This window comes from Nocardioides sp. NPDC057577, from assembly GCF_042801335.1.
GTDB lineage: Bacteria > Actinomycetota > Actinomycetes > Propionibacteriales > Nocardioidaceae > Nocardioides.
The window spans coordinates 1-11,453 of sequence record NZ_JBHVGB010000186.1 but is presented as its reverse complement, the minus strand read 5'-3'; the positions used below and the strand labels follow the sequence as shown (position 1 = coordinate 11,453).

The 11,453-nt window shown below is 71.3% G+C and carries 9 protein-coding genes and 1 riboswitch; of the genes, 4 read left to right on the top strand and 5 right to left on the bottom strand.

From position 1 onward, the window contains the following. Positions 1-81 precede the first annotated feature (81 nt). The 4 genes from ACFU7D_RS25330 to ACFU7D_RS25315 form a co-directional block, all read right to left on the bottom strand. Positions 82-1,329 carry a M48 family metalloprotease gene (locus tag ACFU7D_RS25330; RefSeq protein ID WP_378872591.1) on the bottom strand — a complete coding sequence of 416 codons (1,248 nt, stop codon included), beginning with the start codon at positions 1,327-1,329 and terminating at the stop codon, positions 82-84. Next, positions 1,326-2,528 carry a hypothetical protein gene (locus ACFU7D_RS25325; protein ID WP_378872588.1) on the bottom strand — a complete coding sequence of 401 codons (1,203 nt, stop codon included), beginning with the start codon at positions 2,526-2,528 and terminating at the stop codon, positions 1,326-1,328. The genes ACFU7D_RS25330 and ACFU7D_RS25325 overlap by 4 nt, the downstream gene beginning before the upstream one ends. A 38-nt stretch (positions 2,529-2,566) precedes the next feature. Further along, the gene (locus ACFU7D_RS25320) at positions 2,567-3,553 is read right to left on the bottom strand and encodes an NlpC/P60 family protein (protein ID WP_378872585.1); all 987 of its coding nucleotides are present in this window, start codon (positions 3,551-3,553) and stop codon (positions 2,567-2,569) included. A 17-nt stretch (positions 3,554-3,570) separates the two neighbouring features. After that, positions 3,571-3,749, bottom strand: a riboswitch (cyclic di-AMP (ydaO/yuaA leader). A 96-nt stretch (positions 3,750-3,845) separates the two neighbouring features. Then, on the bottom strand, positions 3,846-4,028 hold the full coding sequence (locus ACFU7D_RS25315) for a hypothetical protein (RefSeq protein WP_091049976.1): 183 nt from the start codon (positions 4,026-4,028) through the stop codon (positions 3,846-3,848). A gap of 123 nt (positions 4,029-4,151) precedes the next feature. Here ACFU7D_RS25315 and ACFU7D_RS25310 point away from each other — a divergent pair, with 123 nt between their 5' ends. Next, complete coding sequence (locus tag ACFU7D_RS25310; protein ID WP_378872583.1) at positions 4,152-5,417, top strand: NYN domain-containing protein; 1,266 nt, start codon at positions 4,152-4,154, stop codon at positions 5,415-5,417. A 67-nt stretch (positions 5,418-5,484) separates the two neighbouring features. Beyond that, complete coding sequence (locus ACFU7D_RS25305) at positions 5,485-7,401, top strand: APC family permease (RefSeq protein WP_378872580.1); 1,917 nt, start codon at positions 5,485-5,487, stop codon at positions 7,399-7,401. Here the strand turns inward: ACFU7D_RS25305 and ACFU7D_RS25300 are convergent. Then, entirely contained in the window at positions 7,382-9,259 is a 1,878-nt protein-coding gene (locus ACFU7D_RS25300; protein ID WP_378872578.1) for a hypothetical protein, read from the bottom strand. The two genes, ACFU7D_RS25305 and ACFU7D_RS25300, sit on opposite strands and share 20 nt — an antisense overlap. Positions 9,260-9,366: 107 nt before the next feature. Here ACFU7D_RS25300 and ACFU7D_RS25295 point away from each other — a divergent pair, with 107 nt between their 5' ends. Both ACFU7D_RS25295 and ACFU7D_RS25290 read left to right on the top strand, forming a co-directional pair. Then, entirely contained in the window at positions 9,367-11,085 is a 1,719-nt protein-coding gene (locus tag ACFU7D_RS25295) for a DEDD exonuclease domain-containing protein (RefSeq protein WP_378872594.1), read from the top strand. Positions 11,086-11,108: 23 nt separating this feature from the next. Beyond that, a complete protein-coding gene (locus tag ACFU7D_RS25290; RefSeq protein WP_141803873.1) occupies positions 11,109-11,387 on the top strand; it encodes an Lrp/AsnC ligand binding domain-containing protein in 279 nt (92 codons plus the stop codon). Positions 11,388-11,453 lie beyond the last annotated feature (66 nt).

Below are 11,453 nucleotides of genomic sequence, written 5' to 3'. Positions count from 1 at the left end.
GCGCCGAGTGGGCGCATCTGATCCCGGGCCTGGCGACGCCACGCGAGCCAGAGGGATCGGATGCGCCGACTCGGCCTTATCTCAGTCCAGCACCCGACGAGCAATAGCGATCCGCTGCAACGTCGTCGGGTGGGAGCCGAACCACCACTGCGACCAGGCCTGCGGGGACGGATCGGAGAGCGAGCGGGCGCCGAGGTCGTGCTGCAGCCGGATGAACGACTCGAGGTCGCCGGTGGCATGGAGCGCGTCGACGTCCGCGCGGGCCTCGACGTGCCGGCTGAGGCCGTTCTGGATCGGCATCGCCAGCACGCTCGCCAGCGCGAAGACGGCCATCAGCATCGGGACGGCTTCGGGGGTGGCGTACTCGTCCTGGCGCCGGTAGGACAGCAGCAGGCCCAGCAGTCCGACGCCGGCGACCGCGCCGGCGGCACCGATGACCGTGCCGACCAGGACGTCGTCGTGCTTGGCATGGGCAAGCTCGTGGGCGACGACGGAGAGGACCGCCCCGCGCGCGGCGGCGCCCCGCTGCGAGTCGACGAGGTTGTCGTAGAGGACGACGCGGCGGGTGGAGCCGAATCCGGTGACGTACGCATTGAGAGAGGTCGTACGCCGGGAGGCGTCGACCACCAGGACATCGTCGACCTCGACGCCCTCGCGTTCGGCGATGGCCATCACCTCGGTGCGGAACTGGCCGCGCGGCAGCGGCTCGAAGTCGTTGAACAGCGGCTCGATGACGACCGGGTAGACGAACGAGCCGACCACGACGAGGGCAGCGACGAGGACAGCGGCGACGGCCGGCCACCATCGCCGGGCGAGGCGGATGCAGGCGAAGAGGGCGAGCAGCGCCACCGAGGTCGTCACGATGCCGACGACCTGGTTCAGCAGCGAGTCGCCCAGCCAGGGCCCCCAGGCCTGTCGCGAGAGCCCGTAGCGCATCTGCAGACGGTGGATCGCCACCCCGAACGGCAGCGTCGCGATCCAGCCGAGGAGCGTGACCACGGCGACCGCGAGCACCACCCGGAGCAGCCACGGTCCACGCAGCCGCGCCACCAGACGCCGGCCCAGAGAGGTGAACCCGAGCACGCAGGCAACGACCAGCGATACGACGAGCGAGGCCCGGCTGATCCAGCGAGCGGTGCCGGAGTAGGCCAGCATCCGCTCCAGCTCCTCGGCCGTGAACACATCACGCTCGTCGGGCAGGTCGAGCGCGCCGCCCGGGTAGGGGTGCCACGGGATCAACGCCCAGGCGAGCACCACGAATGCCACCGCCCCGAGGACGAGAACCACCCAGGACGTACGTCGCGTTGCGCTCACTTCTGCCCTCGTCATCGAGCCGAGTGTGACAGATGGGTCCGCCAGCGGGCGGTCAGCTCGTCCTCCCCGAACCCGAAGCCGGCCTGCAGCGCCTTCTCCAGACCGATGCCGCGCCCGGTCTCCTCGTAGAGATCGACCAGGGCCTGCTCACCGCCGGCCTCGGCGAGCACCTCGCAGGCGAGCCAGGCGGCTTCGTACTCGGCACCGAAGTGCTCCGAGCGGGTGTTGAACTCGGCCTTGCCCGGCAGGTGGTCGGGGGCGCCGTTCTCGCGGACCTGGGCGAGGACCTGGCCGGCGGTCTTGGACAACGGCAGCTTGGTGTCGCGGAGCGCGACGTAGTCGGCGAAGCCCTCGACCAGCCACATCGGCCGGCTGGTGTTGGTCGCGGCGTCGGTGGCCGCGTGGGTGGCCTCGTGGGTGATGACGATCTGGGCGCCCGGGGCGTCGAGATCGCCGATGACGCCCTGGTTGACCCACACGTGCAGCGGCGTCCCGGCCTTCGTGGACCCGTCGACGGTCGCGGTCACCGCCGCGACGGCGGTGTAGGTCCCCGGCTGCGCGCCGAGCGCCGAGTCGAGGCCGTTCGCGGGCACCTCGAGGACCAGGCGCGGGTCCTTCCAGGCGACCACCTTGCGGACCCCGGCGACCGCAGCGGTGGCCAGCTCGGCGTAGCGGTCGGCGACCTCGGCGGGGGCCTGGGCGACCACGAGGGTGGAACCGGTGCGGCGCACCTCGACCGGGCCGCTGAGCCACAACGGCAGCCGGGTGCCTTGGGCCGCCGAGAACCCGGCGATCGCACCCTCGGGGCCGAAGGCGACCTTCAGTTCCTCGGTCAGCGTCGGGTCGCCGGGGGTGCGCCACGACATCTCGACGTCGGCGGTCCAGGAGCCGTCCGGCGCCACGTTGCCGGCCTCGGCGACGTACCTCGCGGTGATGTCGGCGATGCCGATGGCATGCGCGTTGCGCACGGCCACCGAGGCTGCGTCCTCCCCGTCGGGCTCGGCCCGATCGCTTACGCCCTCGACCAACGCCTCCAGCGAGGCCCGGGCAGCTTCCGTGTCGGCGCGCACGACCGGCTCAGCGGTCGGAGTCGGCGCGACGTACTCGCCTCCGCCGGTCAGCCGCCAGCCGACGAACCCGGCGAGCAGCATCACCAGCACGAGCCCGGTCCCGATCAGGACCGGACGGGAAAGAAGAGAGCCGACCGTTCGCACCTGCGAACGATCGGCCTCTTCGGGGTCCTAGGTCAAACTCAGCCCGGGCGGACGGCGCCCGTGTAGGGCATCTCGTCCATCGGGGAGACCTTCACACCGGTGCTCGGGTTGGACGCGTGCACGATCATGCCGTTGCCGATGTACATGCCGACGTGGCTGATCGGGCTGTAGTAGAAGACCAGGTCGCCAGGGGCGAGCTGGTCGCGCGGGACCGAGGGGCCGCTGCTGTACTGCGCCGAGGAGGAGTGCGGGAGCCCGACACCGGCCTCCCCCCAAGCACCCATGGTGAGGCCGGAGCAATCCCACGACGCGGTGCCGGTGGCGCCGTAGACGTAGGAGTCGCCGACCTGGGCGAGCGCGTAGTCGACGGCGATCTTGGCACGGCCCGACGGCGAGGGCAGGTTGCCCGGGATGCTGGTGTCGGTCGACTGGAACTCTTCGAGCTCGTCGGCCTCGAGCTCCTTGAGCTCGGCCTGGGCCGCGTCGTACTTCTTGTCGATCTCGCTCTTCTTCTGCTGCATGGTCGTCTTGACCTTGGCCATCTGGGACTTGGCGTCCTCGGTGGCCTCGCGGCGCACGTGGAGGGCCTCCGCCTCGGTGTTGTACCGAGCCAGCAGGTCGGCCTGCAGCGCGTTGTAGGACGAGACGGTGGACAGACCGGCGAGGAACTCCTGCGGGTCCTCGGAGGTGATCACCTGGCCGACGGCAGAGACGTCGGAGCCCTCGAACTGCCGCAGCACGGAGTCACGGAGCTCGGCGCGGATCTTGTCGAGCTCCTTGCTCTGACGCTTCTCGTCGGAGCTGAGGTCCTCGAGCTGATCCTTGAGATCCTGAAGCCGCAGCTTGGCGTTGCTGTAGTCCTCGTTGGCCGCCTCGGCCTGGGTGTAGAGCTTGTCGACCTTCTTGCGAACGTCGTCGATGTCAGGGTCTGCCTGGGCGGGGGTCGCTGCGGGAATGATCCCGGCGACACCGATGGCGGCGATGCCGGCTGCTCCGGCAATGAGTCGCTTCCGGTCGCGTGTCACGAGCGGACGGTCTCCTTGTGTGTAGTCGTAGACGCCTACCGGGTGAGCTGACGGGTTCAGGCACGACCTGCCCTACCACCGCTCCTCGATCCGGTCTCCCGGATCGCTCTTGCGGCGGATACACCCCAGATGATCGGTGTGGTTCCCCGGCTCCTGGCCCGCCCCGAAGCGGGCCTGGACTAAGCGCGACACCCGCGTGGGCCGGTTGACCCACTTCCACGAGCGCCAAGTTCCTGCGCACACTAGCCGACGCCATCCCCCACCTGCCAACCACCCACGCCCAAAAGTTCGGCTACATCCCTTCCACCATGCGCAGCGGCGGGACCAGACCACCCTCGGCCAGCACGTCGAGCGCCCGGCGCTCGTCGTCCTCGATGGTCAGCTCCGGAGGCGGCCCCAGCAGCACGGTGACCACGCAGTCGTGGCACGCCAGTCCACGCACGAGGCAGGTGTCACAGTCGATTCTCGTCGTCATGTGAGTGACGGTCTCACCGAGCACCGACATTTTTGCTTTCGTCCGGTTGCGTCCGGCGTGTCACCACCATCGCAGCACGGTATTCGAGGCGGCGATCGCGGCCCGGGTCCCTACACTTGGAACATGGAGGTCTCCACGTACGCGACGCTCCCCGACACGGTCCGGGGGCGCATCGTCGCGCTCACGGCCGGGGTGCTTCCCGACGTGGTGCGCCTGCCGCCCGCGCTCAAGCGGATCGCCGACTTCGCGCCCGCCCGGCGCGCCAAGGCCGGCGGCGCGATGATCGCCTCGGTGCTCGAGGGGGACGACGAGGTCCGGGAGAAGGTCGGGAGCCAGCTGCGCCCGGCGTACGTCCTCGAGGACTCCCCCGACGACGTCGTCCTTCCCGAGGACCCGGCCGAGGCGGCCGCGGTCGTGTGGCTCATCCGCCCCGACGGCTGGGAGGTCTCGCTCAAGGAGGCCCTGGACCGGCTGGAGGCCGCCGCGGTGCCGGTGGTCGACGCCGAGGTGGCCCGTCTGCGCGGCAAGCTCACCGCGGCCGAGGACGAGCTCCGCGAGGTGCGTGCCGACCGCAAGGCCCGCCTCGACGACCTCAAGGCCGACAACACCGCCCTGCGGCGCAAGCTCGGCGAGGCCCGGACCGCGGCCCGCGAGGTCGGCACCGGGCTGGACGAGGCCCTCAGCGAGGCCCGCACTGCGCTCGCCCGCGCCGAGGACGAGCTCGCCGCACGTGACCGCCAGCTGCGGCAGCTCCGCAGCCAGATCGACAAGCTCGAGCGCGAGGCGGCTGCCGAGCGACGCTCGTCCAAGACGGACCGGGAGGACGCCTCGCTGCGCGCCCGGTTCCTGCTCGACACGCTGCTCGACGCGGCCGGAGGCCTGCGTCGCGAGCTGGCGCTGCCGCCGGTCACCGGCACCCCGGGCGAGCGGGTGGAGGCCGAGCTGGCCTCCGCTGACGCCGCCGCCGGTGCCGGGGTCACCAGCAGCGCCCACCTGGAGCAGTTCCTGGCGATGCCGCGGGTCCGGCTGATCGTCGACGGCTACAACGTCTCCAAGGCGCTGTGGCCCGACTCGGCGCTCGATGCCCAGCGGCTGCGGCTGCTGCGGGCGATCGCGCCGATCGCCGCCCGCACCGGCGCCGAGACGACCGTCGTCTTCGACGCCCACTCGGCATCCGTTCGTCCCACCGCCGTGCCTCCGCGCGGCGTCAAGGTCCTCTTCTCCCCCGAGGGCGTCATCGCCGACGACGTCATCCGCGACCTCGTCGACGCCGAGCCCGCCGGCCGCGTCATCCTGGTCGCCACCGACGACGCCGAGGTCGTCAAGGACGTACGCCGCGCCGGCGCCCGCACCGTGCCGCTCTCCTCGCTCTCGCCGCTGCTGGCCTGATCGCACAGGGTTCCTGCGCCGAACCCACCTGATTCGATAGGTTCTGCGGACATTCGAATCATCGGGAGTGGGAGACCAGCGCGTGCGGCACGCCCTCAACACGATCGCCAGGATGGTCCTGTGCGCCGTGGGATTCGTGATGTCCCTCTACGGCACCGTCCGGCTCGACGGCCTCGGGTCCGTGGGGTTCGGCGACCTGATGCGCAAACCCGACCTCTGGATCGCGGCCACCGGCGGGCTGCTGACCGCGATCGCGTTCGTCGCGCTCGGTCGGTCGCAGGCTCCCCCTGATCCCCGGCCGCGCCGGACCGCCCCCGAGAGCCCCGAGAAGCCCGAGAAGCCGGAACAGCCCAAGGTCCCCGAGAAGCCCGACAACGGCAACGCCAGCGACAAGCTGAGCCTGTTCGAGGTCGTCGGTCTGGCCGCGGGCGGTGTCATCGGGTCCGGCTGGCTCCTGGCGGTGCCCACCCTCCACGAGAGCCTGGGCGAGGCCGCGCTCCTCGGCTGGGCCGCCGGCGGCGTACTCATGCTCACCATCGCCGTGGTGATGGTCGAGTTCGGCCTCATCTCGCAGCGTACGGGCGGGCTCCTGTTCCACCCGCACGACGCCTTCGGCCCGCTGGTGGTGATCATCCTCGCGGCGTCGCTGTGGATCTCGTACGCCATCAACCCGGCCGCCCAAGCGGCGGCCGCGGTCAACGGGCTGGCCGAGGTCGTCCCCGCGCTGGCCGGCGAGGGCGGACTCACCCGGGTCGGCTCCACGCTGGCGGTGCTGGTGACCGCCGCGATCATCGCCTTCGTCCTGCTGCCCCGGCGGTTCGTCCTCCGCACGAACGCCGCCCTGACCCTGCTCAAGATCGCCATCCCGGTGATCTTCGTGGTGTGCCTGGCGCTCGCCGTCCCCGCTCCCCTCACCGGCCCGGGACCGGCGGCCGGGCCGACGTCGACCGGTGTGCTCAGCGCGCTGATCACCAGCGGCGTGATCTACGCCTACATCGGCTTCCAGGCACCCCTGGACGTGACCGGCGAGGTCCGGGGCGGCCGTCGCGAGGTGGCCAGGCGGGTGCGCTGGGCGGTGTACGGCACGGTCGTCGGCTCGTTCTTGCTCTACTCCGCCCTCCAGCTGGTCTACGCCGAGCACATGGCCGGTTCCGGGGCCGAGCACGGCACCTCGTACGCACGCCTGACCGACACCGCGACCCTGGCCGGGGCACCGCTCGACTGGCTGGTCGTGCTGGTCCGCCTCGCCGCGATCATCGCCCCGATCGGGTCCGGCATCGTGTTCACCTACGCGCTGAGCCGCGAGGTCTACGCGCTCAGCGCGGAGAGGTACGTCCCCAGCGGCCTCCACGAGCCGCGGGCCTCCCGGCTTCCGGGCCGCACCAGCGACTCCTTCTGGCTGATCCTGCTCGTGAACCTGGTGCTCGCACTGGTGGTCCTGGTGGCGGTGGGCGGCGACTGGCAGACCCTGGCCGTGCTCAACACGATCCCGATCCTGATCCTCTACGCGGTCACCTGCGTCGTCCTGGCGGTCCGCTCGGAGCTGCTCGGGACGGGTCTCCAGCAGCTGCTCCCGTTCGCGGCGTACGCGGCCTTCGTCGTCATCGCGCTGGTTGTCAACGAGTCGGCGTGGGACCGGGTGTGGAAGGGCGTGGCGGTGATCGCCTGGGGGTCGCTCGTCCTCCTCGTGCTCCCCTGGCTCCATCATCTCCGGGTCCCCGGCCTGGGCTGGTACGACGCGAAGAACCACGGCGCGCGACTCTTCTCCCGCGACCCGGCGAATCGTCCGTTCCTCGTGCTCGCGCTGTATCTGGTCGCGCTGACGCTGCTGAGCGCGGTCCGCCACCGGATCGACGACGACTCCGTGTGGAGCGTGTGGAGCCTGCGCGCCCTGGTGATGATCGTCGCCTCGGGCGCGTTCGTCCTCCTCGTCGGCGCCGGCCGCCGCTACCTGCGGCAGACCCTCACGTCGACCCGGCCCTGACCCATTCGGCCTCTTCTTCCTGGCCGGCGGCGATGAGGGTCTCGACGACGGCGTCGACCCGGGCCCGGTCCTGCCACCGCCCCACCGAACGACGCAGCACCCCGGCGCGGCTCGCCTCCGGGTAGCGGTGCAGGCGCAGCCGCGTGGTGATGCCGACGATGTCGGTGGGCGTGACGCTCTGCGCCTGGTCGAGATAGCGGATCAGCAGCCGGTCGGCCGCTTCGGTGAGCTCCTTGCGCCGAAGCTGGTGGGCGGTCTCGGCGATCGTCGGACCGGCGCCACGGCGGTTGATCGCCTCGTCTGCGAGGTGATGCCACGACGTGCGCACCGCGTCGGTGAACCCGGCCGACTCGAGGGCGGCGAGGCACTCGGCATACCAGGCGACGTACGTCTCCTCGGTCGGCGCCGGGTAGACGAGCAGATCCTCTGCCAGCCTCCAGCCGACGTCGGCGGCGACGGCTGAGCGGCCACGCCTGCCGACCCGGGCGGGTACGTGCCCGAGCAGACCCACGATCTCCTCGGCGGGACGGAGCCGGACCAGGGTCGCGGCCTGCCGCCGAAGGTCCTCGCCCAGCGTCTTGCCATGGCCGTCGGCGAGGTAGGCGGCGATGCCCTCCACGACGGCGGACGCCATCGGCTCGCGGTCCGCGCCCTCCGGGGTGAGCACCCAGTGGAGCAGGCTCCGCGTGGTGTCGGCGGACGGCTGCGCCCACGACCACCGGTCGAGGAAGTCGCCGAGCCGCTCGATGTGGCCGCTGTGAGCGAGCGCGCGGACGAGCATCGCCGCCTGGGCCTCGTCGCCCTCCTCCATGAGGGTCTCGCAGATGCGTTTGAGGTTCGTCGGCGTCGCGTCGCCGGCCAGGGCCGCCAGAAGGCTGTCGCGGCCGGGACCCCGGCTGCCGCGCAGCAGCAGCACCACGTGCTCGCGCGCCTCCTCGGCGTTCTCGGTGCCGTCGAGGCGCAGCTTGAACCAGTCCTCGAGCACGCGGCCGCCCGGGCACAGCTCCCAGAACGCCGCGACGAGATCCTGCTGTTGAGCGGGACCAGGCGCCCGGCCGAGGTCACCGACCGCGCCGAGGGTGCGCCAGAGCAGGTCCAGCGCGATCTCACGCAGTCTCGGGCTGGCGTCCAGCGCGACGTACAGCAGGGCCTTGTCGAGGTTCGAGCGACCGCTGGACGGGGCCGCGAACTGTTTCACGGTGTCGTTGACCAGGTCCGGCGCCCCGAGCAGGTGCAGCGCGCGCAGGAAACGGGCGATGTCGGGGACGGTCCGCTGCCGGAGCACGTCGTGGATGACCGCGTAGGCGATCGAGGCGTCGTGCTCGGTCTCGATCGCGAGCCGGGCCGCGTCCTCGGGCGGGCGGTGCAGCGCGGCGGCCGCGATCAGGATCACCCGGTCCGCGGCGGACTCCAGCGAGGTCGCCACGGCGGCCAGATCGCCGTCCGCGAGCCTGCCATAGGCATGCAGCGCCTGGACCGCGATCGCAGGATGGCCCTGCGTACGCAGCTCCGCGAGCCAGGCGACGAACCGGTCGACACCCTGGCCGGAGACCCGGGCGAAGGCGTTGTCGATCAGCTTCTGGGTGTTGAGGACCTCCTCCGCCTTGGCACCGTCCAGCACGGTGACGTACTCGACCAGGCCCGCCAGGTCGCCGGTCAAGGTGTCGAGCACACGCTCGTTGAACCGCAGCGCCGCCGCGTGCCCGTCCTCGCTCAGCAGCATCCTGGCCTGCTCGCCGGCCTCGGCCGGCTCGACCTGCAACGAGCCCGAGCGGGCGAACCAGCGCGCCCAGGGACGGTCCTCGTTCCCTCCCGAGGACCCGTCGTTGCCGCCGTTTCTCGCAGCGATGACCCACACCTCCCAATGTCAGGTGCGCCACACCCTAGTGGCGAAGCACTGTCGGTGGCACTCGCTAGTGTGTTCGCATGAGTAGTAGTTCGGCGGTGCGTGAGGCGCGGAAGGAGATGCGTGCCCGTGCCGTCGCCCGGCGCCAGCGTGAGCAGGCCACCGGCGGCTGGGAGGCCCAGCGGGGCTTCGACGAGCTCGGCAGGCCGCTACGCGACCTGACCTTCTGCGTGGTCGACCTGGAGACCACCGGCAACAGCCCGGACAACGGCGGCATGATCACCGAGATCGGCGCGGTGAAGGTGCGTGGCGGCGAGGTGCTGGGCGAGTTCCAGACGCTCGTCAACCCCCACACCGGCATCCCGCCCTCGATCGCCGTGCTGACCGGGATCACCAACTCCATGGTCGCATCCTCCCCCACGATCGAGTCGGTGCTCCCGGCGTTCCTCGAGTTCGCCGAGGGCTGCGTGCTGGTCGCCCACAACGCCCCCTTCGACGTGGGCTTCCTCAAGCACTTCGCCGCCGAGCAGGAGCGGCCCTGGCCGCGCTTCGAGGTGCTCGACACCGTGAAGATCGCCCGCCGGGTGGTCACCCGCGACGAGGCGCCCAACCACAAGCTCGGCTCGCTGGCCCGGGTCTTCGGCTCCCCCACGACCCCCAACCACCGCGCCCTCTCCGACGCCCGCGCGACCGTCGACGTCCTCCACGGGATGATGGAGCGGCTCGGCAACATCGGCGTGCAGACCCTCGAGGACCTCTCGGTCTTCTCCGCCAAGGTCACCACCGCCCAGCGCAAGAAGCGCCATCTGGCCGAGGACCTGCCCCACGCCCCCGGCGTCTACCTGTTCAAGGACGACAAGGGCAGACCGCTCTACATCGGCACCTCCAAGGACCTCCGCACTCGCGTACGCACCTACTTCACCGCCTCCGAGACTCGCTCCCGGATGGGCGAGATGGTCGGGCTGGCCGCGACCGTGCAGGGCATCGAGTGCGCGACGGCGCTGGAGGCGGGGGTGCGCGAGCTGCGGCTCATCGCCGAGCACAAGCCGCCCTACAACCGCCGTTCGCGACGCCCGGAGAAGATGCACTTCGTCAAGCTCACCCAGGAGCCGTGGCCCAGGCTGTCGCTGGTCAAGCAGGTGCTCCTCGACGACGCCGACTATCTCGGCCCGTTCGGCTCCAAGAAGGTCGCCGAGAAGGCCCTCCAGGCGCTGCACGACACCTTCCCGATCCGGCAGTGCGCCGACCGGCTCCCGCTGCTGCCCCGCAAGACCCCCTGCGTCCTCGCCGAGCTCCACCGCTGCCTGAGCCCGTGCGACCAGAGCGTCCCGGCGGAGACGTACGCGGCCCTGGTCTCGCGGGTCCGCGAGTCGCTGCTCCACCGGCCCGACGAGGTGGTCGAGACCGTCACCGAGCGTTTCACCGGCCTGGCCGAGCAGGAGCGGTTCGAGGAGGCGGCCGTCCACCGCGACCGGCTGACCTCCTACCTGCGCGGCGCCGCGCGCACCCAGCGGCTCAGCGGCCTGACCCGGCTGCCCGACCTCACCGCGATCCGGCGTGAGGATGATGGCCGCTGGGCGGTCCACGTGGTCCGTCACGGGCGTCTCGCCGGCGCCGGGGTGATCCCGCGAGAGGCCAACGCCCACGCCTACGTCGCCGATCTCCAGCTCAGCGCCGAGACGGTCCTGGCCGCCCCGGGCCCGGTCCCGGCCGCGAGCGCCGAGGAGACCGAGCTGGTGCTGCGCTGGCTCGAGTCCCCAGGCGTACGCCTCGCCCATATCGAGGGCGAGTGGACCTGCCCGATCGGCGGTGCGGGCCGGCGGGCAGCGGAGCTCTAGGCGGATCGGCTAACGTGACCTGCGTGATCACAGCGATCGTCTTCATCAATGCCGAGGTCTCCCAGATCCCCGAGGTGGCCGAGGCCGTGGCCGCCATCGACGGCGTCAGCGAGGTCTACTCCGTCACCGGCCAGATCGACCTGATCGCCCTGGTGCGCGTCCGTGCCCACGAGGACGTGGCCAACGTCGTCGCCGACAAGGTCAACAAGGTCCCCGGTGTGCTCGAGACCGAGACCCACATCGCCTTCCGCACCTACTCCCAGGTCGACCTGGAAGCCGCGTTCTCCATCGGGCTCGACTGACGCGCGTGTAGCCGAGTCGCGCATCCGTGTGTAGCCGAGTCGGCGCATCTGCACGCCGTGGAGCGA